Below are 23,202 nucleotides of genomic sequence, written 5' to 3' on the forward strand. Positions count from 1 at the left end.
CCATGAGCACCTCCACCGTCCTCGACCGCCCCCGGGGCGGGCACGCGGCCGGGCCCGCCGGGTCCGCCGCGCGGACCGCCCGCCGCAAGGCGCTGCTGCACTGGATCGCCGTGCACTCCCTGGCCGTCGCCGCGGCCCTCTTCTTCGTGCTGCCGTTCGTCTTCGTCCTGCTCACCTCCCTGATGAGCGACGCGCAGGCGCTCACCCGGGACCTCACACCGAACACCTGGCACCCCGAGAACTACGTCACCGTCTTCGAGACCCCCGGCTTCCTCACCTGGTGGCGGAACTCGCTGCTGTACGCGGGGCTCGGCACCGTCCTCGTCGTGGTGTCCTCCGTGCCCGTCGCGTACGCGCTCGCCAAGTTCCGCTTCCGGGGCCGGCACCTGTCACTGCTGCTCGTGGTCGCGACGATGATGCTGCCGCCGCAGGTCGTCCTCATCCCGATGTACCTGTTCTGGGCCAAGCAGATGGACCTGTCCGGCACGCTCTGGCCGCTGCTGATCCCGATGGCCTTCGGCGACGCCTTCGCGATCTTCCTGCTGCGCCAGTTCCTGCTGACCATCCCGGACGAGTACATCGAGGCGGCGCGGATCGACGGCTGCGGGGAGCTGCGCACCCTGCTGCGGATCGTGCTGCCGATGGCGAAGCCCGGCATCGCCGCCGTCGCCCTCTTCCAGTTCTTCTACTGCTGGAACGACTACTTCGGGCCGCAGATCTACGCCTCCGAGAACCCGGCCGCCTGGACGCTCAGCTACGGCCTGGAGTCCTTCAAGGGCGCGCACCACACCGACTGGAACCTGACCATGGCCGCGACCGTCCTGGTCATGGCCCCCGTGATCCTCGTGTTCTTCTTCGCCCAGAAGGCGTTCGTCGAGGGAGTCACACTCACCGGAGTGAAGGGCTGACGCACACATCATGAAGCTCGCTGTCGTGGGGGGCGGCTCCACCTACACCCCCGAACTGATCGACGGTTTCGCGCGGTTGCGCGACACCCTGCCCATCACGGAACTGGTCCTCGTCGACCCGGCCGCCGACCGTCTGGAGCTGGTCGGCGGGCTCGCCCGGCGGATCTTCGCCAAGCTGGACCACGACGGGACGATCACCACCACCGCCGACCTCGACGCCGGGGTGGAGGGCGCCGACGCCGTCCTGCTCCAGCTGCGGGTCGGCGGCCAGGCCGCCCGGAACCAGGACGAGACCTGGCCGCTGGAGTGCGGCTGCGTCGGCCAGGAGACCACGGGCGCCGGCGGTCTCGCCAAGGCGCTGCGCACGGTCCCCGTCGTCCTGGACATCGCCGAGCGGGTCCGGCGCGCCAACCCGGACGCCTGGATCATCGACTTCACCAACCCGGTCGGCATCGTCACGCGCGCGCTGCTCCACGCCGGCCACAAGGCGGTCGGCCTGTGCAACGTGGCGATCGGCTTCCAGCGCAGGTTCGCCGCGCTCCTGGACCTCGAACCGTCCGAAATCCACCTGGACCACGTCGGTCTCAACCACCTGACCTGGGAGACGGCGGTACGGATCGGGGGCCCCGAGGGCGAGAACGCGCTGCCGCGGCTGCTCGCCGAGCACGGCGACGCGATCGCCGGCGACCTGCGCCTGCCGCGGGCGGTCCTGGACCGGCTCGGCGTCGTCCCCTCGTACTACCTGCGCTACTTCTACGCGCACGACGAGGTGGTGCGGGAGCTGGGCACGAAGCCCTCGCGGGCCGCCGAGGTCGCGGCGATGGAGAAGGAACTCCTGGAGATGTACGGGGACCCGGCGCTCGACGAGAAGCCGGCCCTGCTCGCGAAGCGGGGCGGCGCCTTCTACTCGGAGGCGGCCGTGGACCTGGCGGCCGCGCTGCTGGGCGGCGCGGGCTCCCCGTACCAGGTGGTGAACACCTACAACCGGGGCACGCTGCCGTTCCTGCCGGACGACGCCGTCATCGAGACGCAGGCGGCGGTCGGGCCGGCCGGGCCGGTGCCGCTGCCGGTGGCGCCGCTCGACCCGCTGTACGCGGGGCTGATCGCCCACGTCACGGCCTACGAGGAGCTCGCCCTGGAGGCGGCGCTGCGCGGGGGCCGCGACCGGGTGTTCGCGGCGCTGCTCGCCCACCCGCTGGTCGGGCAGTACGCGACCGCCGAGGGGCTCACCGACCGGCTGATCGCGCACAACCGGGAGCACCTCGCGTGGGCGTGAACGCAAGCCCGGACGTGGTCCTCCTCGCGATCGACGCGGGGAACAGCAAGACCGACGCCGTGGTCCTCTCCACGGAGGGAACCGTGCTCGGCACGGCGCGCGGCGGCGGGTTCCAGCCCCCGGTGGTGGGGGTGGGGACGGCGGTCGACGCACTGGCCGAGATCGTGGGGCGGGCGGCGGCCGAGGCGTCCGTCCCGGTGCGGTTCGCCCACGTCACGGCCTGTCTCGCCAACGCCGACCTGCCCGTGGAGGAGGCGGAGCTGCACCGCGCGCTCCTCGCCCGGGGCTGGAGCGGCTCGGTGCGGGTGCACAACGACACCTTCGCGATCCTGCGGGCCGGGATCGACGAGCCGAGGGGCGTGGCCGTGGTCTGCGGGGCGGGGATCAACTGCGTGGGGATGACGCCGGACGGGCGCACCGCCCGCTTCCCGGCGATCGGGAAGATCTCCGGCGACTGGGGCGGGGGCGGCGGACTCGCCGACGAGGCTCTGTGGTGCGCCGCCCGCGCCGAGGACGGGCGCGGCGAACCGACCGCGCTGGCCCGTGAACTTCCCGCGCACTTCGGCCTGGAGTCGATGTACGGGCTGATCGAGGCCCTGCACCTGGGCCGGATCCCGCTCGTCCGGAAGCACGAGCTGACACCGGTGCTCTTCCGGGTGGCGGCGGCCGGTGACCCGGTGGCGCTGGGGCTCGTGCACCGCCAGGCCGAGGAGGTCGTGGCGATGTCGGTGGTGGCGCTCGGCCGGCTCGGACTCCTCGCGGAGGAGACCCCGGTGATGCTGGGCGGCAGCGTGCTGGCCGCCCGGCACCCGCAGCTTGAGCGGCGGATCGGCGAACTGCTCGCCGAGCGCGCGCCGAAGGCGGTGACCGGGTACGTGACCGCGCCGCCGGTCCTCGGGGCGGCGCTGCTCGCCCTGGACGAGGCGGCGGCCCGGCCGGAGGCGGCGGCCCGGTTGCGGGCGCACTACGAGGGCTGACGGAGCCGGCCACGGGGGGTGTGAACGGGTCGGACGCGCGGGCACGTGGGGGCTCGCGCGCGGCTCACGCGGGGCGTTCTCCTCTCGGAGGGGGCGCCCCGCTCCCGTATCACCTGTCCGAGGGGTGGCTCGAACGGAACCGATGCGGGCCGGAGGGTGTATGCAGAGGGGGCGGGTTCGCCCGAGGATGTGCCGGGGGCATGCGGCACCATAGGAACAAGATCGCGTCAACCCTGGTGTGCGGGACGGCCGCTGAGGTCATACTGCTCGCCGGGTGGTGCGTCCCGCCGGGAGACGGAGGGACGGGCCGTCGTCAGCGACCGAGGGGGAGGTCCAGTGACATACCCGCCGAACGCGCCCGCCGCGCCGGCGGCGCGCGGCGCGGCCACCGCGTCCGCGGGCCTCGCCGGTGTGCCCGCGCAGCCGTCGGCCGTGGCCGGACCGCCCTCCCCCGGCTCGCCCGACGGCTCCTCGGCCGTGGAGCCCGGGGGCCGCGGCGCCTGGGCCGTGGCCCGTGAGCGGCTGCGCGAGGCCGCGACGACCGAACCGGGCCGCCTGCAGATCCTGGGGGCCGTGCTCGCGCTGCTCGTCGTCGCGTTCGGCGCGGTCACCGCCTACGAGGTGGCGGACCGGGCCTCCGCCGCCGAGGACGTCGTGCGCCGCAGCCAGCCGCTGAGCGCCGACGCCGCCGCCGTCTACCGCTCGCTGGCCGACGCCGACTCCACCGCGGCGGCCGGGATCCTGGCGGGCACCCTGGAGCCCGCCGAGTCCCGCGCGCGCTACCTCCGCGACATCTCCACCGCCTCCCGCCTCCTGGTCAAGGCGGCGGCGCAGACGGACGGTTCGTCCGCCTCGGGCCGTGAGATCACCACGCTCAACGAACAACTGCCCCGCTACACCGGTCTCGTCGAGCGGGCCCGCGCGGCGAACCGGCAGGGGCTGCCGCTCGGCGGCGCCTATCTCCGCTACGCCAACCAGCAGATGACGCGGCACATGCTGCCCGCCGCCGAGCGGCTGTACGCGGCGGAGACCGAGCGGCTCCGGCGGGACGACGACGCCGCCCGGGCCTGGCCGGTCGCCTCGCTCGCCGTGGGCCTGCTCGCCCTCGGGGTGCTCGCCTGGGCCCAGCGGCGGCACTACACCCGTACCCACCGGGTGTTCAGCCCGGGGCTGCTGGCCGCCACCGCCGCCTCGCTCGCCGTGCTGGTCTGGCTCCTCGCCGCCCACACCGTGGCGCGCTCCGAGCTGAGCACCGCACGCGCCCAGGGGCAGGCCTCGCTCCAGCTCCTCAACGAGGCCCGGATCAGCTCGCTGAAGGCCCGGGCCAACGAGAACCTGACCCAGGTCGCCCGGGGCGCGGTGCTCACCGAGGACGGCAAGGACGACAAGTACGAGGTCGAGTACGCGACCGCCATGGAGGCCCTGACCACGGCGCTCGCCGGGGCGCGGGAGCTCGCGGACGACGACGCCGGGCGCGGCCCGGTGGACGAGGCGGCCGCGCGCACGGCGGAGTGGAAGGAGCGCCACACCGCCGCCCGCGCGCTGGGCGAGGGCGGCGACTTCCTGGGCGCCCTGCGGCTGATCATCGGCCCGCGGGGAACGACGGGCGAGACCTTCGACCGGGTCGACGCGGCCCTGGAGCGGGGCCTCACCCATGAGCAGGCGGAGTTCACCCGCGCCGCCGGGGACGCCGGGGACGCGCTCACGGCCCTCCCGGCCGGCGCGGTGGCGCTGGGCTTCCTCGGCGCGCTGGGCGCCCTGCTCGGCATCAACCGCAGACTGTCGGAGTACCGGTGAGAGGGGGCGGGATGACGGACGGTTCGTACGGAGCGGGCGGCGCGGACCCGCTGGCGCGGCGGACGGCGCCGGGTGCGTCCACGCGGGCGGTGCGGCGGGCGGCGGCCCGGCTGCGCGGCTGGGGCGGGGTCGCCGCCATGGCCGTGGCCTGCGGTCTGACGGCCTCCCTGACGCTGCTGCCGCTGGCGCACGGCGGGGGCGCGGCGGCCGTCCCCGGGGCCCCCGTGTCCGGCCCGGGCGTGGGCACCGGCATCCAGGTCAAGGCGGACACCTGCCGCGACCCGGAGGCCTCGCTGCGCCCGTCCACCGCCGACGGCCCCACCCTGCGGGCCATCAGGAAGCGCGGGAAGCTGATCGTCGGCGTCGACCAGTCCAGCTACCTGTGGGGCTACCGGAACCCGGAGACGCAGGCCCTCCAGGGCTTCGACATCGACCTGGCGAAGGCCATCGCCAAGGACATCCTCGGTGACGAGGACGCGGTGATCCTCCGGGCGGTCCCCACCAACCAGCGGGTCGCCGCCCTGGACAACGGCAAGGTCGACCTCGTCGTGCGGACGATGACGGTCAACTGCAGGCGCATCCAGCAGGTCGCGTTCTCCACCGCCTACTTCGAGACCGGACAGCAGGTCCTGGCGCCCAAGCGCGACCGGAGCATCACCGGTCACGACGCCTCGCTGCGCGGCAAGAGGGTCTGCACGGCCGAGAGCTCCACCGCCTACGAGGCCCTGGAGGAGAACGCCTTCGGCGCCGTCTTCAAGGACCCGGGCGACGGCACCAAGGACGACGAGGACCTGCTGACCGTGCCCAACCAGCTGGACTGCCTGGCCCGCCTCCAGCTGGGCGAGGTGGACGCGGTCGTCACCGACAGCGCCCTCGCGGCCGGCCAGGCCGCCCAGGACCCGGCGGTCGAGCTCAAGGGCACGCGCTTCACCAAGGAGTACTACGCGGTGGCGGCCAAGCTGGGCAACGAGGACCTGGTCCGCCGGGTCAACCAGGTCCTGGAGGGCTACCGGAAGGGCCCCTGGCAGAAGGCGTACGAGAAGTGGCTGGAGGCCGTCCTGCCCGGGATGACCACCCCGCCCGCCCCCCTGTACAAGTAGCCCCGGGGCCGCCACGGCCCCGGCGCACGCGAGCGGAAGAGGTGATCGATGAGCGTCGCGGGACCTCCTGGGCCGGTGATGGACCGGGACGAGGCGGACCGTGCGCTGGCGCGGCTCGGCGCGGAGCACAAGGCGATCGAGGACTCGCTCCTCGCGCTCCAGGACCACGCCGGCCGCAGGCTCCTCGAAGGGGCGGAGCTGACGGGCACGACCCGGGACCGCTGGGCGGCCGCCGAGCGGACCATCGGCCTGCTCTGGAACTGTTTCGACGCCTACACGGCCGCGCTGCGCGAGGCGCGGGAGATCCGGGCGCGCCGCCGCTGGCCCGGCCGGGAGGAGCTCGCGGAGCTCACCGACCGGCTGCGCGGCGCGTGGGTGGCCGTCCCGGGCGGGACGGACGGGCAGCCGGTGCTCGCCGAGTTGTTCAGCCTGGACCGGCTGGTGCGGCGGATGAACGAGCTGTACGCCTCCTCGCTCGACGTGGTCGTCACCGCCGACGCCGTCTGGTCGGCGCTGCCCGCCCGCATAGACCTGCTCGCCGCCGAGCTGCGCCGGACGCGGTCGCTGGCGCACTCGGTCGGCGTCCGGCCCGGGGAGCACCCGGCCGGTGACGCGCTGGAGGCGATCACGGCCGAGCTGACGGCGCTGCGCGCCCAGGTGGTGACGGACCCGCTGGCCTTCTGGCGGCCGGCCGGGGGCAGTTCGGCGCCCGGCGGGGGCCGGCCGGACACGGAGCGGTACGACCGGGCGGCGCTGGCCCTGGAGGACGTACGGCGCGAGATCGAGGCGGTCCTGGCGGTGCGGCAGGACTCCGAGGACCGGCTGCTGCGGCTGCGGGACGTGTTGTCGCGGGCGGACCGGACCCTGGCGGAGGCGCGGGCCGCGCGCGGTGAGGTCCTGGCGAAGATCGCCGCCTCGGAGGTGCCGGCCGTGAGCGGGCCGCCGACGGCCCTGCAGGAGCGGCTGGCCACGGCCGCCGAGTACCGCAGGCACGCCCAGTGGCACCGGCTGTCGCCGCTCCTGGACGCCCTGGAGGTGGAGGCGGAGGACGAGCTGCTGCGGGCCAGGGAGTCGCTGACGGCGGTGACGGCGCCGCTCGCGGTCCGGGCGGAGCTGCGCGGCCGGCTCGACGCCTACAAGGCGAAGGTGGCACGGCTCGGGGCGGCGGAGGACCCGCTGCTGGTGGAGCGCTACGACGCGGCCCGCCGGATGCTGTGGAGCGCGCCCTGCGACCTGCGGGCGGCCGAGCAGGCGGTGCTGCGCTACCAGCGGGCGGCGGCGGACGTGCTGTCCGCGCCCAGGGACGCGGAAGGACGCGAGGGGTGAGCGGGGGAACGGGCGTGGGGAGCTGTCAGCGGCCTTCGTGCGAAGGGTCGTACGAGGACGTGGGCGGCGGCGAGCTGTACTGCGACACGTGCGGGCTCGCGCCGGTCGTCGCGCCCGGCGGGCTGCTGCGGTCGGTGCCGACCGGGGTGGCCGTGCCGGGGAAGGGCGGTGCCGGGCCGGTGGCCGGGGGGCCGGACTCCGGTTCGGCGCGCAGTTCCTCGCGCGCCTCCTCGCGGTCCTCGTCCCGCTCCTCGACCTCGCGCCGCTCGGTCTCCGGGCGCCTGTCGCGGTCGCTGTCCGGGGCGGCCACCGACCGGTCGGTGTCGGTGCGCAGTTCGGGCACGTCGACCGGCCAGTCGGCGCGCAGCCGGCTGGGCGCGGGTCTGGTGACGGTCCCGGAGGTGCCGCGTCCTGATCCGCGGGCGGCCGTGATGGAGCGCCCGGAGGTGCCGGAGCGCAAGCGGTTCTGCTCGCGCTCGGAGTGCGGGGCCCCGGTGGGGCGGTCGCGGGGCGACCGGCCGGGCCGCACCGAGGGGTTCTGCACCTCGTGCGGGCATCCGTACTCCTTCGTGCCGAAGCTGCGGGCCGGGGACGTCGTGCACGGGCAGTACGAGGTGGCGGGCTGCCTCGCGCACGGCGGCCTCGGCTGGGTCTACCTGGCCGTGGACCGGGCGGTCTCCGACCGGTGGGTGGTCCTCAAGGGCCTGCTCGACACCGGTGACCAGGACGCGATGGCCGCGGCGATCTCGGAGCGCCGCTTCCTCGCCGAGATCGAGCACTCCAACATCGTCCGCATCTACAACTTCGTCGAGCACCTGGACCCGCGCACCGGCTCCCTGGACGGCTACATCGTCATGGAGTACGTGGGCGGCAAGTCGCTCAAGGAGATCGCCAACGACCGCCGGACCCCGGACGGCCGGCGCGACCCGCTGCCGGTGGAGCAGGCCTGCGCGTACGGGATCGAGGCCCTGGAGGCGCTCGGGCACCTGCACAGCCGGAACCTGCTGTACTGCGACTTCAAGGTCGACAACGCGATCCAGAGCGAGGACCAGCTGAAGCTGATCGACATGGGCGCGGTCCGGCGGATGGACGACGACGAGTCGGCGATCTACGGCACGGTCGGCTACCAGGCGCCGGAGGTGGCCGAGGTCGGCCCGTCGGTGGCCAGCGACCTGTACACGGTGGCGCGCACGCTCGCCGTCCTCACCTTCGACTTCCAGGGCTACACCAACGTCTTCGCCGACTCGCTGCCGGACCCGGAGCACATCGAGGTGTTCCGCCGGTACGAGTCGTTCTACCGGCTCCTGGTGCGGGCGACCGACCCGGATCCGGTGCGCCGGTTCGCCTCCGCGCAGGAGATGGCGGAGCAGCTGACGGGGGTGCTGCGCGAGGTCGTGGCACTGCAGTCGGGGCGTCCGCGCCCCGCCCTGTCGACACTGTTCGGCACGGAGGTGCGGGTGACCGACACCGAGCTGTTCGCGGAGTCGGCCGAGGACGTGTCGGTGCTCGGCGCCCGCCGGGGCCGGCGGGCCGGGGCCCCGGCGGTGTCCCCGGTGCCGGAGGGCCGGGGGCTGGCCGCGGCGCTCGCCCCGCTCGACCTGCCCGCCACCGCCCTCGCGCTGCCCGTGCCGCGGGTCGACCCGGCCGACCCCAACGCCGGTTTCCTCGCGGGCCTGGTGGCCGCCGCGCCTGCCGAACTGCTCGTCGCCCTCCAGGCGGCGCCCGCGCCCTCGCCGGAACTGTGGCTGCGCGCCCTGCGGGCGCAGCTGGAGCTCGGTGACCTGCCGGCGGCCGGGCGGACCCTCGTCGCCCTGGAGGAACACCGGGCGGACGACTGGCGGGTGGTCTGGTACCGGGGCGTCGCGTCGCTGGTGGTCGGGGACTTCGCGCACGCGGCCCTGGCCTTCGACGCGGTGTACGACGCCTTCCCCGGGGAACCGGCGCCCAAGCTGGCGCTGGCCGTCTGCGCGGAGGTCCTCGGCCAGCTGGACAACGCGGCCGAGTACTACGGCCTGGTGTGGGCGACCGACCCGAACTTCGTGAGCGCCGCCTTCGGCCTGGCGCGGGTGCGGCTCGCGGCGGGCGACCGGACCGGGGCCGTACGGGCGCTGGAGTCCGTCCCGGAGACGTCGATCCACTACACGGCGGCCCGGGTCGCGGCCGTACGGGCACGGCTGCGGCGGCGCCCGGCGGACGAGCCGCTGGGACCGGACCTGACGGCCGCCGCGGCGCAGGTCTCGGCGCTGCGGGGCTTCGGTCTGGACGCGGTGCGCCGGGAGCGGTTGTCGACCGAGGTGCTCGGTACGGCGCTGGACTGGGTACTCTCCGGGAGTCCCGGCGCGGCACCGGGCGGTGGCGCGCTGTTGCTCGGCAGTGAACTGGACGAGCGCGGACTGCGCTTCGGCCTCGAACGCTCGTACCGGGTGCTGGCCCGGCTCGCGCAGCGGGGCGAGGAGAGGATCGAACTGGTGGAGCGGGCGAACCGTTTCCGCCCCCGGACGTGGGTGTGAGGATGTCCCAGAAGCCGAAGCCGTCGCACGGACTCGCCGCCTGCCCGGGCTGCGCGGAGCCGCTGGACTCGGGAGACCGGTACTGCGGGGCGTGCGGCCACGACCTGACGGCCCTGCCCGTGGCGGGCCCCGAGCCGGACCGCCCGACCGTGGCGATCGGCACCCCCGTGGTCTGGCCGGACGCCCCGCCGCGGGACGCCGGTTCCCTGTCCACCGCGACCCAGCACCCGGGCGACCTCCCGGGCACGGACTCCGGCGGCCGGGACCTGCCGACCCTGGCGGTCCGCACGGACGGGGTGCCGGAGCCGGGTGCCCCGGCCGGTTCCCCGGGCGACGGGCCGACGGTCTCGGGAAGCGGGGACTTCGAACTCGCCGCGCCCGATCCCCGTACCGCCGTACGGGCCGACCTCACCGCCCCGGTGACGCCGGCACCGGCACCCGCTCCCGCGCCCGCCGCCGCTCCCGTCGCCCTCCCGGCGGCCGGGGTGTGCGTGGCGTGCCGGGCCGGACGGGTGGACACCGACGGCTACTGCGAGCACTGCGGGCACGCCCAGCCCCGCGAACGCGACCACGTCGAGCGCGAACTCGCCGGGCTCGCGGGCGCGGTCAGCGACCGGGGCCTGCGCCACCACCGCAACGAGGACGCCTTCGCCGTCTCCGCGACCACGCTGCCCGACGGCTCCCCCGCCACCCTCGCCATCGTCTGCGACGGCGTCTCCTCCGCGACCCGCCCCGACGAGGCCTCCGCCGCCGCCGCCGAGGCCGCCAGCGCCTCGCTGCTCGCCGCGCTCCCCCGGGGGACCCATCCGCAGCAGGCGATGCACGAGGCGATCGTCGCCGCCTCCGAGGCCGTCAACTCCCTGGCCCGGGAGCCCGGAGAGGACGCAGGCGGACACGACTCGCTGCGCGCCCGCGCCGGCGGGGCCCCGGCCTGCACCATCGTCGGCTCGGTCGTCGCCGACGGGCTGCTCGTCGTCGGCTGGATCGGTGACAGCCGGGTCTACTGGGTGCCCGACGACCGCACGACACCGCCGGCCCGGCTGACCGAGGACGACTCCTGGGCCGCCCAGATGGTCGCGGCCGGCCTGATGAACGAGGCCGAGGCGTACGCGGACGAACGCGCCCACGCCATCACCGGCTGGCTCGGCGCCGACGCGTACGAACTCGACCCGCACACCGCCGCCTTCAAACCCGACCGTTCCGGCGTCGTCGTGGTCTGCACCGACGGTCTGTGGAACTACGCGGAGGGGGCCGAGGACATGGCACGGGTCGTCCCGCCGGACGCGGCGGACCGCCCGCTGCACAGCGCGCGGGTACTGGTCGGACACGCCCTGGACGGCGGCGGCCACGACAACGTCACGGTGGCCGTCCTGCCGTTCGCCCTGCCCTCCGCCGGGACGGCGACCGCCTGAGCGCGCGCCGCACCCCGCCCCTTCGACCGCCTTGCCGAGGAGCCGAAACCGATGGCGAACTTCTCCAAGCCGACCGTGCCCCACTTCTCGGTGGACGTGTTCCAGAACGAGTTCCTGCCGGAGGGCGGCCGGGAGGTCCACGCCGTCGTCACGGTCACCGCGACCGGCGGCGGCACCAGCGGCGCGGGCGGCCTCACGGGCGGCGGGCAGGCCGGCGTGGTGATCATGGTGGACTGCTCGGGCTCGATGGAGTACCCGCCGGACAAGATGCGCGGCGCCCGGGAGGCCACCGCCGCCGCGATCGACACCCTGCGCGACGGGACGGCCTTCGCCGTGGTCGCCGGCACCCATGAGGCCACCGAGGTCTACCCGGCGAACGGCGGACTCGCCGTCGCCGGTCCGCACACCCGCGCCGCGGCCAAGGAGGCGCTGCGCCGGCTGACGGCGGCCGGCGGCACCGCCATCGGCACCTGGCTGCGCCTCGCCGACCGGCTGCTCGCCTCCGCCGACCTGGCCATCAGACACGGCGTGCTGCTCACCGACGGCCGCAACGAGCACGAGTCGCCGCAGGAGCTGCGGGCGGCCCTGGACGCCTGCGCGGGCCGGTTCACCTGCGACGCGCGGGGCGTGGGCACCGACTGGGAGGTGAAGGAGGTCACCGGGATCGCCTCGGCGCTCCTCGGCACCGCCGACATCGTCGCCGACCCGGCCGGACTCGCCGCGGACTTCACGGCCATGATGGAGACCGCGATGGGCAAGGGCGTCGCCGACGTGGCGCTGCGCCTGTGGACGCCGGTCGGGGCGGAGCTCACGCGCGTCAAGCAGGTGGCGCCGTCCGTGGAGGACCTGACCGGGCGGCGTTCGGAGGCGGGGCCGCGGGCCGGTGACTACCCGACCGGTTCCTGGGGCGACGAGTCCCGCGACTACCACGTGACCGTGCGGGTGCCCGAGGCGGCGATCGGGCGGGAGATGCTCGCCGCCCGGGTCTCCCTGGTCGTCCCGGACCGGGCGGGCGGCGCGCCCCGGGTCCTGGGCCAGGGCCTGGTGCGGGCCGTGTGGACGGAGGACCTCGCCCTGTCGACGGCCATCCATCCGCAGGTGGCGCACTACACGGGGCAGGCCGAGCTCGCCGACGCCATCCAGCAGGGGCTGAACGCCCGCAAAGCGGGCGATCGTGACGGAGCGACGGCGAAGCTGGGCCGGGCCGTGCAGCTCGCGGCGGCTTCCGGGAACGCGGATACCGCGAAACTCCTTTCGAAGGTGGTGGACGTGGTCGACGCGGCGACGGGTACTGTGCGTTTGAAGGCGAAGGTCGCCGAGGCGGACGAGATGACACTCGAGACCCGCTCCACGAAGACCGTTCGCGTCAAGAGGTGAGCCCGGTACGCCGGGCCTGACGACGAGAGAGGGGGAAGCACCGACATGCCGACCTGCCCGAACGGACACCAGTCGGTCTCCGACGACTGGTGCGAGGTCTGCGGCCATCGCATGGCCGGGACGGGTGCGCCGGCGGGTGCCGTACCGCCGCCTCCCCCGCCGCCGCCCGCGTACGGATACCCGGGCCCGAACGGACCGGGTGGCCAGGGTGCTCCCGGCGGGCCCGCCGGGCCCGCGCCCATGGGTCCGCCGCCCGGCGCGCCCCCGGTGGGCCCTCCGCCCGCGGCGCCCGGTGGTTTCGGCCCCGGCGGCGACCCGAACGCCACGGCCCAGGCGGAGCTCTGCCCGCAGTGCCGGACGCCGCGCGAGCACAGTGCGCCGTTCTGCGAGGAGTGCCGCTGGAACTTCCTGACGAACACGGCGACTTCCTACACCCCCGTGGCGCCGCCCCCGCAGGCCTCGCAGCGGCCCGGACCGCCGCCCGGCCTGAACCTGCCCCCGGGCTTCCAGACCCCGCCGCCGGCGCAGCCGCCCGCTCCGCCGCAGCAGCAGGACCCTTTCGGCTACCAGGGGTCGCGGCCCTCGCAGGTGAACCGGCCGGCCGAGCCGCTGGGCGCCGAGCCGACCCACCACCAGGCTCCGCCGCAGCGCCCCGAGGCGCCCCGGCCGCCGGCCTTCCCGCAGGGCGGCCCGGGCCAGGCGCCCGGGCAGGGCCCTGGTCAGGGGCCCGCGCAGGCCCAGGGCCCGGGTCCGCAGGCGCCTCCCCGTCCTGCCCCGCCGCAGCCGCGCGCGGACGACGACTGGGTCCTGTCCCCGCCGTCCCAGACGCAGCCGCCCGCCCCTCCGGCGCCCCCGGCCCCGGCTCCCCGCCCGCCGCAGCACCAGCCGCAGCAGGGTCCGCCGCCTCAGCAGCATCAGGGGCCTCAGCAGCACCAGGGGCCCCCGCCGCACCAAGGACCGCAGGCGCATCAGGGACCGCAGGCGCCCCACCAGGCTCCGCCGCAGCACCAGGGACCCCCGCCGCACCAGGGGCCTCCCCAGCAGCCCCAGCACCCGCAGCCTCCGCAGCAGCAGTTCCCGCCGCCGCGGCAGCCGCAGGGCTGGACCGCGCACATCGGGCCGGACCGCGACTACTTCATGGCGATGATGCGGCGCAGCGGCCCGGAGGCCTCGGGCCTGAACCTGCCCGCGTACTCCCCGCCGAAGCAGCTGCCGCTCCAGGGGAACCAGGTCTCCATCGGCCGCCGCCGGCACTCCACCGGTGAGTCGCCCGACATCGACCTGTCGGTGCCGCCGGAGGACCCGGGCGTCTCGCACCAGCACGCGGTGCTGGTGCAGCAGCCCGACGGGTCGTGGGCGGTGGTGGACCAGAACTCCACCAACGGCACCACGATCAACGGCGGTGACGAACCGATCCAGCCGTACGTGCCGGTGCCGCTCCAGGAGGGCGACCGGGTGCACGTCGGCGCCTGGACGACGATCACCGTCCGGCGCGGCTGAACCACCGGGGGCGGCGGACGGCCGCCCCCGCACGGGCCTCCCCGTCAGGCCTCCGGCAGGGGCCAGGCGTACGGGCCGCCGGGCTCGTCCAGCCAGGCCCACTGCCGTCCCCCGCTCACCGTCACCCCGAAGCGCTCCCGCTCCGGCCGCCCCTCGCGGCGCCAGAGCGCGAGCGCTTCGCGCCGGTCGAGGCGGTCGCCGACGAGCCCGTACAGGAAGCCGAACCGGTCGTCGCCGACCGGGGTGGAGCGCGGGACCCGCGCGGCGACGCCCCTGAGGCCGACGAAGTACGCCGGGGTGTTCAGGAACCTCCCCTCCGCGTGGGCCGCGTCGCGCACCCGCAGCAGGAGGAGTCCGGTGGACAGCGGGGCGAGGACGAGCGCGCCGGGCCGGCACTGCGGGAGCCAGGCGTACGGGAGCGAGGGCAGCGCGCAGGTCGCCACGATCCGGCCGAACGGGGCGCGTTCGGGGCAGCCGCGTGCCCCGTCGGCGGTGAGCACGGTGGGCCGGTGGCCGGCGGCGGCGAGGTGGGCCCGGGCGGACTCGGCGATCTCCTCGTCCAGGTCGACGGTGGTGACGTGCCGGTCGCCGAGCCGGTGGCAGAGCAGGGCGGCGTGGTAGCCGGTGCCGGCGCCGATCTCCAGGACGTCGTGCCCGTCCCGTACGTCCAGGGCCTCCAGCATGAGCGCCATCAGGGAGGGCTGGCTGGCCGAGGAGACCAGTTCCCCGTCCCGTACGCGGGTGGCCAGCGCGGTGTCCCGGTAGGCGCCGCGCAGCCAGCGGTCCCGCCGCTCCGGGTCCGGGTCGCCGGACCAGAGCCGCTCGTAGCCGGCGGGCCCCGCGACGTAGTAGTAGGGGACGAAGAGGTGGCGCGGCACCTCGGCGAAGGCACCCCGCCAGGCGGGGTCGGTGAGCTCCCCGTACGCCTCGATCTCGCGCACGAGCGCCCGCCGCTCCCGCGCCGCGGCGTCCGCGAACGCGTCCGCTACCTCGCTCATGGCTCCACTCTCGCCCCACCGGGGCCGCCCGGCGAACGGTCCCGGCGAACGGCCCCGGCGGTCTCCTGGGAGGCGGCGCGAGCGAGCCGTGGCGAGGGGCCGGAAAGTCCTGGGACTCCGGTCCTAGGACGGGGCGTCTGAGACGATGGAACGGTGAACGAGAATCCCGGGGACACCGTGCAGGAGCAGACCTTCTACGAGCAGGTCGGCGGCGAGGAGACCTTCCGCCGCCTGGTCCGCCGCTTCTACGAGGGCGTCGCGGAGGACCCGCTGCTGCGGCCCATGTACCCCGAGGAGGACCTCGGCCCGGCGGAGGAACGTCTCGCCCTCTTCCTCATGCAGTACTGGGGCGGCCCCCGCACCTACAGCGACCACCGCGGCCACCCGCGCCTCCGGATGCGCCACGCCCCCTTCACCGTGGACCGGGCGGCGCACGACGCCTGGCTGCGCCACATGCGCGCCGCCCTCGACGAACTGGACCTCGCCCCCGAACACGAGCGGGAGCTGTGGCGCTACCTGACGTACGCCGCCGCGTCGATGGTGAACAGCGCGGGCTGACCCGCACGCGGGCCCCCTTCCCCCGGCCCGGGGGCCGGACGGAAACATTCCGGCGGCGTGGCCCCTCATGACGATCACGATCCCGTCAAGCCGGGCCGGAAGCGGTTTCCAGCGGCCGGTGCCCTCTGGCAGCATCCGAAGACAGTTCGAAGGACGTTCGAGCGGCCCCGGCACGGGCGGACGCGTCCAGGTGTCCGGGGGGACGACGGGTGACGGGGTTCGTACTTCTGCGGGCGAGGGCGCACCGGCTGCTGCTCGTCGCGGCGCTGCTCTCCGTGCTCCTCACCACCTCCGTGCTGGCGACCCTCGCCGCCTTCTCCGGCTCCGTCGGCGACGCCGCGCTCCAGGCCGGGCTGCGCGGCCGGTCGGCCCCGTCCGCCGCGCTGTTCGTGACCGGGCAGGTCCCCGCGGAACGGCGCGGGAGCGCCGAGACCGCGGTGCGGGACGGGATGCGACGGAGCTTCGACGGACTGCCGGTGACGGTACGGCGGCTGGAGCGCTCCGGACCCTACGCCCTGCCGCGGAGCCTCCAGCCTCCTGCGGCCCGCGCGGGCGAACCGGACCTCACCCACCTCGCGGCCCTCGACCGCTCCCGGCTCGCCCTCGTGCGCGGGGCCTGGCCGGCCGCGGCCCGGCCCGGCGGCGTGATCGGGGCGGCCGTCCCGCAGGAGGCGGCGGCGCGGCTGCGGATCGGCCCCGGGACCGTCCTCGACCTCACCGACCGGATCGGCGAACGGCACGTCAGGGTCCGGATCACCGGCGTCTACCGGCCTGTCGACACGCTCGACCCGTACTGGCGGCTCGACCCGGCCGGCGGGCGCGGCGTCCGGACCGTCTCCTTCACCACCTACGGACCGCTCCACACCGACCCGGCCGTCCTCGCCTCGGGCGCCCTGAGCCCCGGTGACACCTCCTGGGCCGGCGTCGCCGACTTCACCGGCCTGACCACCGACCGGATGGACGCCCTGCGCGCGGCGGCGACCGCGGGCCCGGGGACGATGGCCGCCGACACGAGCCGGTTCGGTACGGCGGTGGCCGCGCGGACGGCGCTCCCGGCCGTCCTGGAACAGACCGGGCGGGCCCTCGGTGCGTCCCGCTCCACCCTCGCGATCGTGGCCGTGCAGCTGGTGCTGCTCGCCGGGTACGCGCTGCTGCTCGTCGCCCGGCTGCTCGGCACGGAACGCGCCGGGGAGACGGCGCTGCTCCGGGCCCGGGGCGCCTCGCGGCGGCGGATCGCCGGGCTCGCCGCCACCGAGGCGCTGCTGCCGGCCCTGCCCGCCGCCCTCGCCGCCCCGCTCCTGGCGGGTCCGCTGACCCGGCTCCTCACCGAGTGGTCCGCGCTCTCCTCCCTCGGGGTACGGCTCGACACGGCGGCCACCGCGCCGGTGTGGCTGGTCTCCGCCCTGGTGGCGCTGTGCTGCGCGGCGGCCGTCGTGGCGCCTTCCCTGGCCGCCGGCGACGACGCGGTGGTCCCGCTGCGCGAGGGCCGCGCGGCCGGGCTTCCCGCCTGGCTCCGCGCCGGCGCCGACCTCGGCCTGCTCGTGATCGCCGGCGTGGCGTACGCGCAGCTGCGCGGGCGGACCGGGGCGGGCTCCGCCACGGGCGCGGTCGACCCGGTCCTCGTCGCCGCGCCCGCGCTCGCCCTGCTCGCCGGGACCGTGCTGACCCTGCGCCTGCTGCCGCCGGCCGCCCGGCTGGCCGAGCGGTACGCCACCCGGGGGCGCGGCCTGTCCGCCGCGCTGGCCGGCTGGCAGTTCAGCCGCCGTCCGATGCGGGGCGCGGGCCCGGTCCTGCTGTTGGCGCTCGCGGTCGCGATGGGCGTGCTGGCGATCGGCCAGAACCACTCCTGGGAGCGGTCGCAGCGTGACCAGGCCGACTTCCGGGCGGGTACGGCGGTACGGGTGCTCGGCGCGGGCCCCGGTGACCCGGCGCGCACGGCGGGCCTCGCCGCCGTGCCGGGGGTCCGGGCGGTCGCCCCGGTCCACCGCACCTCCATGGACCTCGCCGGCCGCAGCGCGACCGTCCTGGCCGCGGACACCCGCAACGCGGCGGGCGGTCTGCTCCTGCGCCCCGACCTGGCCGGCGGCGCCTCCCCGGCCGCCCTCCTCGGACCGCTCGCCCCTGCGGGCGGCACCCGGCAGGGCCTCGCCGTGCCGGCCGGCAGCCGGGCCCTGGGTTTCGACCTGCGGACGGTGGCGCCCGCAGGGACGCCGGACGCGCGGCTCACCGCCGTCCTGGAGGATCCGCACGGCGTCCCGTACCGCCAGGCCGTGGGCACGCTGCCGGCGGACGGCCGCACGCACGAGCTGCGTCTCGACCTCGGCCCGCTGACGGGGTCCGGCGCGGCCCTCACCCTCACGGGCCTCGACCTCGACGGCGAGGTCACCGACGGCACCGGCCGCACCCAGACGCTGCGCGTCGAGCGCCTCTCCACCACCGGGCCGGACGGCGCCGAGAGGACCCACGCCCCGGGGCGTGTCCTCGCCGGCTGGACCGCCGCCGTCGCGCAGACCCTCGACGGCGCCGAGCAGGCTCCCGCCGTGCTCACCGGGCGGGCCGGCGCCCCCGGCGCGGGCGGGCGCCCGGCCCCGTACTCCCTCGCCTACCCGGTCCGGGCCGGCACCGGGGTGGACGTCTTCGGGCAGGACCAGCCCGAGACGTACGCCGTGCGGCTGGCCGCCCCCGCGAAGCCGGCGCCCGCGTCACTGCCCGCCGTCGCCACCGAGGCGTTCATGGCGGCGGCCGGCGCCCGGCCCGGCGAGCGCCTCCAGGTCTCCCTCGCCGGCCGGCCGGTCGACGTCACCGTCCGCCACGTGGTCCGGGAGCTGCCCACGACCGGCGGCCAGGCCCCCGTGGCCTCCGCGACCTCGGCCGCCCCGGAGGACGGCGGGGCCGTCCTCGTGGACCTCGCGGCGGCCAACCGCCGGCTCGCCGGTGATCCGACGGCGGCCGTCCTGCCGACCGAGTGGTGGCTCACTCCCGAGCCGGGCCGGGCCGCCGAGGTCGCCCACGTCCTGCGCTCCCGCGCCGATACGGACGCCGCGCAGATCGTCGTCCGCGACGAGATCGCCGCGTCCCTCCTGGGCGATCCGCTCGGGGCGGGCCCCAACGCGGCCCTGATGGCGGTGGCGGCCGCGGCGGCGGCCCTCGCGGCCGTCGGCTTCGCGGTCGGCTCGGCCGGGGCCCTGCGGGAACGTTCCGCCGAGTTCGGTCTGCTGCGGGCCCTCGGCGCCCCGCGCCGCCGCCTCGCCCGGCTCATCGCCGCCGAACAGAGCGTCCTCGTCGCCCTCGGCCTGCTGGTGGGTGTCGCGCTCGGCACCGTCGTGGCCCGCGCCGTCGTCCCCCTGGTGGTCCTGACCACCCAGGCGACCCGCCCCGTCCCCCCGGTCCTCATCGCGCTGCCCCCCGCCCCCGTGGCCCTGCTCCTCGCCGGCGTCGCCGCGCTGCCGCTGGCCGTCGTGACGGTGATCGCCCTGCGCCGCACCGACCCGGTCGCGTCCCTGCGCCGCCAGGGGGACCACGGATGACCGGGGACGGAGCAGAAGCCGGTCCGGTGGGCGCGGGCACCGTGGGCAAGGGCGCGGCGCCGCCCGCCGACCACTCCTCCTCCCCCTCCGCCCCCAGGAAGGTCACCGCCGTGCCCCGGTTCCGGTCCGACAAGCGCGTTCGTGGGGTGGCGCCGTGGGTGCGGACCCGGCTGCGGACCGCGCCCGTCGCCTCGGGCGCGCTGGCGCTGCTCGTGCTCGTCACCGCCTGGCTCGCCGCCGCGCTGCCCCGGGCCGCCGGCGCGTACGCCACCGAGGGGCTGCGGCACGACCTGCGGACGGCCGCGCCCCGTACCACCGTGCTCGATCTCACCGTGCCGCTCGGCCGGGCCGCCGACCGGGAGGAGGCGGCCGCCGCGAGCCTGACGCGGAAGCGGGACCGGCTGCGTGCGCTGCTGCCCGCGCCGCTGCGCACCGACCCGGGGCAGAGCGTCCACGGCGTCCGCACGGTGAAGCGGGTCGAGGGCCTGGACCGGTGGCTGCCCCGGCCCGACGGTCTCTCCCCCGAGCTGGTGCTCGCCTCGCCGTCCGGCCTGGCCGCCCACGCGACGCTGCGGAAGGGCCGGCTGCCCGCCGGTTCGGCCGCCCGCCCCGAGGCGGTGGTCACCGCGCGCACCGCCCGTGCCCTCGGCATCGTGCCGGGTGCCGTGGTCGGCGTCCCCCGGCGGGCCGACGTCACCCCGATCGCCGTCCGGATCACCGGCATCGTGGAGCCGCGGGACCCGGAGAAGCCGTACTGGGCCGTGGAACCGCTGCTGCACACCCCCGCGCTGGCGACCAAGGGCACCATGGAGGTGAAGCGGTACTGGCAGGCCGGCCTGCTGCTCTCCCCCGCGTCGGCGCCCGCGCTGCTCCAGGGCACCGGTGAGCCGGAGGTCTACTGGCGGTTCCCGCCGGCCGTGGACCACCTCACCGGCCGGGACGCGGAGCGGCTGGCGGACGCCCTCGATTCGGCGGTCGCCGGCCCCGCCCTGCTGAAGCTGCGGGAGGTGATGGGCGAGAACGGCACCCTCGCCACGCGCCTGGACACGGTCGTGGACTCCTCGGCCGCGACGCGGTCCGCGATCTCCGCCGTCGTGACCGTCGCCGTCCTCGGCACGGGGACGGTCGCGGCGGTCGTTCTCGCCATGACCGGCGGCCTCCTCGCGGCCCGGCGGGACGCCGAACTCGCCCTGCTGCGTTCCCGGGGCGCCTCCCTGACCGGTCTCGGTCTGCGGCTCCTCGGGGAGACGGCCGCGGTGGCCGTCCCGGCCGCCGCCGTGGGCCTGGTCCTCGCCGTGCTGACGGTGGACGGCCCGGATCCGGCCGGTGCCCTCCCCCTCGCGCCCCCGGTCCTCGCCGCGACCGCCGTCGCCCTGCTCACGAGCCTCGCCCTGCCCGTACGCGCGCTCGCCGCGCACCGGCGCCCGCGGCTGCACGGCGGGCGGGCGGACCTGGTTTCCGCCCGGCCCTCCCGGCGCCGTACGACCGCCGAACTCACCGTGCTCGTCCTCGCCGCGGCGGCGGTGACCTCGCTGCGGCTGCGCGGCGCGGACGGCTCGGGGGACCTTCTGACGAGCGCCGCCCCCGTCCTCGTCGGCCTGATCGCCGCGCTGGTCCTCGTCCGTGCCTATCCGCTGCCGCTGCGGTGGGCGGCGCGGCCGGCACGCCGGCTGCGCGGGGTGGTCGGGCCGCTGGCCCTGGCCCGCGCCGGGCGTTCCTCCACCACGGGCGTGCTGCCGTTGCTGGCCCTGGTGCTCGCGCTGACGACCGCGGCCTTCGGCGGTTCGGTCCTCGCCGGGGTGGCCGACGCGCGGGACCGGGCCGCGCTCCGCGCGACGGGCGCGGACGCCCGGGTCGACGCCGCTGCCGCGTGGACGCCGCTGCCGGACGGCCTCACCGAGGCGGTGCGGCGCACGGCCGGGGTGCGGGAGGTGGCACCGGTGCAGATCGAGTACGGGGTGGAACTCCCGTCCTTCCAGGGCGTCTCGGCCCCGCCGATGAGCGCCCCGCTGGTCGGCGTCGAGCCCGCTTCGTACAGCGGGCTCGCGGAGCGGACGGGCTTCGGACCGTTCCCCGCGGGGCTGCTCGCGCCGACCGGGACGGGTGGCCCGGAGGCGGCGGCGGACACCTCGCGGGAGCTGCCCGCGGTCGCCTCTCCGGCGGTCGCGGAACGGTTCGGCGGCGAGGCGCTGCCCGTCGTGTCGGCGGCCGGGGTGTTCCGGGTGAAGGTGGTCGCGGTCCGTACGGCCACCCCGGCGCTGTCCGAGGCGGACTTCCTGCTGGTCAACACCGCCGACCTGACCCGCCCCGAGCCCACCACGCTGCTCGTCACGGGACCGGTCGAGGCGGCGCCGCTGCGTGCCACCGTACGGGCCGGATCCGGCGCGCTCCTGGTGTCCCTGCGCACGGAGGAGCGGGCCGACTACGTGGACTCTCCGCTCCAGGCGGGCGCCGAGCGGATCTGCCGGACGGCGATCGGCGCGGGGGCCGGGTTCGCCATGGTGGCCGTACTGCTCTCCCTCGCTCAGAGCGCGCGGGAACGGACCGTCCTGCTCGCGCGGCTGCGGACCATGGGCCTGACGCGACGCCAGGGGCGGTGGCTGATCGGTCTGGAGGCGCTGCCGCAGGCGGCCCTCGCGGCGGCCGGAGGCGTGCTCGCCGGCTGGGCGTCGGTGCCGCTGCTCGCGCCCGGGATCGATCTGTTCCGGCTGGCTCTGGCGGCGGAACCGGGGTTCGCGCCGCTGGACGGCGCCCCGCTCCGCGTGGACCCGTGGTCGCTGCTGCTGCCGGCGCTCGGGGTCGTCCTGCTGACGGCGGCGACGGCGGCCGGGCAGGCCCGGTGGGCGGGGCGGACGAACTCGGTGAAGGAACTCAGGGCGGGAGACGCACGATGACGAAGGACGGCGAGGCCCGCGGACCCGGGGCTTCCGGGGCGTACGCGGCCACCGGGGCTTCCGGTACGGCGACGCTTCAGGAGCTGGAACGGCGCGCCGGCGCGGATCGGGACCGGCCCTCGTACGGGCACGACGCGCTCATCGCCTGCGACCGGCTGGTGCGGATCTTCACCACGGACGGCGTGGAGGTGCAGGCGCTGCAGGGGCTCGACCTCCTCGTGAGGGAGGGCGAGTTGATGGCGCTGGTCGGCGCCTCCGGCTCCGGCAAGTCGACGCTCATGAACATCCTGGCGGGCCTCGACGTGCCGACAGCCGGCGCGGCGCGGGTCGCGGGGCGGGACCTGCTCGCGATGGACGGCAAGGCCCGGCTGCGGTACCGGCGTGAGGTGGTCGGCTTCGTGTGGCAGCAGACCGCCCGCAACCTCCTGCCGTATCTGACGGCCGTCCAGAACGTCGCCCTGCCGATGCAGTTGGGCGGCCGGCGGGAGCGGAAGGCGCGGCGGGCACGGCGGGCGGAGGAGCTGCTCGCGATGCTGGGTGTGGCGGAGGCCCGCGACCGGCGCCCGTACCAGCTCTCGGGCGGTCAGCAGCAGCGGGTCGCGATCGCCGTGGCGCTGGCCAACGATCCGGCGGTGCTCCTCGCCGACGAGCCGACGGGCGAGTTGGATTCGGCGACGGCCGAGCAGGTCTTCGGCGCGTTCCGGCGCGCCAACGAGGAGCTGGGCACGACCATCGTGATCGTCACCCATGACCAGGCGGTCGCCTCCGAGGTCCGCCGCACGGTGGCGATCCGCGACGGCCGCACGTCCTCGGAGGTGCTGCGCCGCACGGAGGTCGACGAGGACGGACGGGAGTCGCTGGTCGCGCGGGAGTACGCGATGCTCGACCGCGCGGGCCGGCTCCAGCTCCCGGCCGAGCACCTGGCGGCGCTGGGCATGGAGCACCGGGTGGCGCTCCAGCTGGAGCGGGACCACATCGGGGTCTGGCCCGACGACGCCGGGCGCTGAGGCCGGAACGGCCACCGGCCCCGTACCGCCGGACT

Annotated in this window: 15 protein-coding genes; 14 read left to right on the forward strand and 1 reads right to left on the reverse strand. The window is 76.4% G+C overall.

Annotation, left to right across the window (positions count from 1 at the left end; all coding sequences use genetic code 11):
* Nucleotides 1–2: 2 nt before the first annotated feature.
* From ABTY40_RS01815 to ABTY40_RS01860, 10 genes are all read left to right on the forward strand, one after another.
* Complete coding sequence (locus ABTY40_RS01815; protein WP_352057685.1) at nt 3–908, forward strand: carbohydrate ABC transporter permease; 906 nt, start codon at nt 3–5, stop codon at nt 906–908.
* Nucleotides 909–918: 10 nt separating this feature from the next.
* Nucleotides 919–2,184 carry a 6-phospho-beta-glucosidase gene (locus tag ABTY40_RS01820; protein ID WP_352057686.1) on the forward strand — a complete coding sequence of 422 codons (1,266 nt, stop codon included), beginning with the start codon at nt 919–921 and terminating at the stop codon, nt 2,182–2,184.
* Nucleotides 2,175–3,161 carry an N-acetylglucosamine kinase gene (locus tag ABTY40_RS01825; protein ID WP_352057687.1) on the forward strand — a complete coding sequence of 329 codons (987 nt, stop codon included), beginning with the start codon at nt 2,175–2,177 and terminating at the stop codon, nt 3,159–3,161. Before ABTY40_RS01820 ends, ABTY40_RS01825 begins: the two co-directional genes overlap by 10 nt.
* Before the next feature lie 336 nt (nt 3,162–3,497).
* Nucleotides 3,498–4,958: a GlnX family signal transduction membrane protein gene (locus tag ABTY40_RS01830; protein WP_502990457.1), complete on the forward strand. Its 1,461-nt coding sequence runs from the start codon at nt 3,498–3,500 to the stop codon at nt 4,956–4,958.
* Nucleotides 4,959–4,969: 11 nt separating this feature from the next.
* Entirely contained in the window at nt 4,970–6,058 is a 1,089-nt protein-coding gene (locus tag ABTY40_RS01835; protein WP_502990458.1) for a glutamate ABC transporter substrate-binding protein, read from the forward strand.
* A gap of 48 nt (nt 6,059–6,106) precedes the next feature.
* Entirely contained in the window at nt 6,107–7,384 is a 1,278-nt protein-coding gene (locus tag ABTY40_RS01840) for a coiled-coil domain-containing protein (RefSeq protein WP_352057688.1), read from the forward strand.
* The gene (locus tag ABTY40_RS01845) at nt 7,381–9,894 is read left to right on the forward strand and encodes a tetratricopeptide repeat protein (protein WP_352057689.1); all 2,514 of its coding nucleotides are present in this window, start codon (nt 7,381–7,383) and stop codon (nt 9,892–9,894) included. The genes ABTY40_RS01840 and ABTY40_RS01845 overlap by 4 nt, the downstream gene beginning before the upstream one ends.
* Nucleotides 9,895–9,896: 2 nt before the next feature.
* Complete coding sequence (locus ABTY40_RS01850; protein WP_352057690.1) at nt 9,897–11,306, forward strand: protein phosphatase 2C domain-containing protein; 1,410 nt, start codon at nt 9,897–9,899, stop codon at nt 11,304–11,306.
* Nucleotides 11,307–11,357: 51 nt separating this feature from the next.
* A complete protein-coding gene (locus tag ABTY40_RS01855) occupies nt 11,358–12,683 on the forward strand; it encodes a vWA domain-containing protein (protein WP_352057691.1) in 1,326 nt (441 codons plus the stop codon).
* Between the two features lie 45 nt (nt 12,684–12,728).
* Nucleotides 12,729–14,183: an FHA domain-containing protein gene (locus ABTY40_RS01860; RefSeq protein ID WP_352057692.1), complete on the forward strand. Its 1,455-nt coding sequence runs from the start codon at nt 12,729–12,731 to the stop codon at nt 14,181–14,183.
* Nucleotides 14,184–14,227: 44 nt separating this feature from the next.
* Here ABTY40_RS01860 and ABTY40_RS01865 read toward each other — a convergent pair whose 3' ends face one another.
* Complete coding sequence (locus tag ABTY40_RS01865; protein WP_352057693.1) at nt 14,228–15,181, reverse strand: methyltransferase domain-containing protein; 954 nt, start codon at nt 15,179–15,181, stop codon at nt 14,228–14,230.
* Between the two features lie 153 nt (nt 15,182–15,334).
* On the opposite strand from ABTY40_RS01865, the gene ABTY40_RS01870 reads away from it, so the two are divergent.
* The 4 genes from ABTY40_RS01870 to ABTY40_RS01885 all read left to right on the forward strand — a co-directional run bounded on the left by ABTY40_RS01870 (nt 15,335) and on the right by ABTY40_RS01885 (nt 23,167).
* Entirely contained in the window at nt 15,335–15,739 is a 405-nt protein-coding gene (locus ABTY40_RS01870) for a globin (protein WP_309053106.1), read from the forward strand.
* 209 nt (nt 15,740–15,948) lie between these two features.
* Nucleotides 15,949–19,266, forward strand: a complete 3,318-nt coding sequence (locus ABTY40_RS01875; RefSeq protein ID WP_352057694.1) for an FtsX-like permease family protein — start codon at nt 15,949–15,951, stop codon at nt 19,264–19,266.
* On the forward strand, nt 19,263–22,160 hold the full coding sequence (locus tag ABTY40_RS01880; protein WP_352057695.1) for an FtsX-like permease family protein: 2,898 nt from the start codon (nt 19,263–19,265) through the stop codon (nt 22,158–22,160). The genes ABTY40_RS01875 and ABTY40_RS01880 overlap by 4 nt, the downstream gene beginning before the upstream one ends.
* Nucleotides 22,157–23,167, forward strand: a complete 1,011-nt coding sequence (locus ABTY40_RS01885; protein WP_352057696.1) for an ABC transporter ATP-binding protein — start codon at nt 22,157–22,159, stop codon at nt 23,165–23,167. The genes ABTY40_RS01880 and ABTY40_RS01885 overlap by 4 nt, the downstream gene beginning before the upstream one ends.
* Nucleotides 23,168–23,202 lie beyond the last annotated feature (35 nt).

The sequence above is a fragment of the Streptomyces sp. NPDC126503 genome (assembly GCF_040302405.1).
In the GTDB taxonomy this organism is placed as follows: domain Bacteria; phylum Actinomycetota; class Actinomycetes; order Streptomycetales; family Streptomycetaceae; genus Streptomyces; species Streptomyces gulbargensis.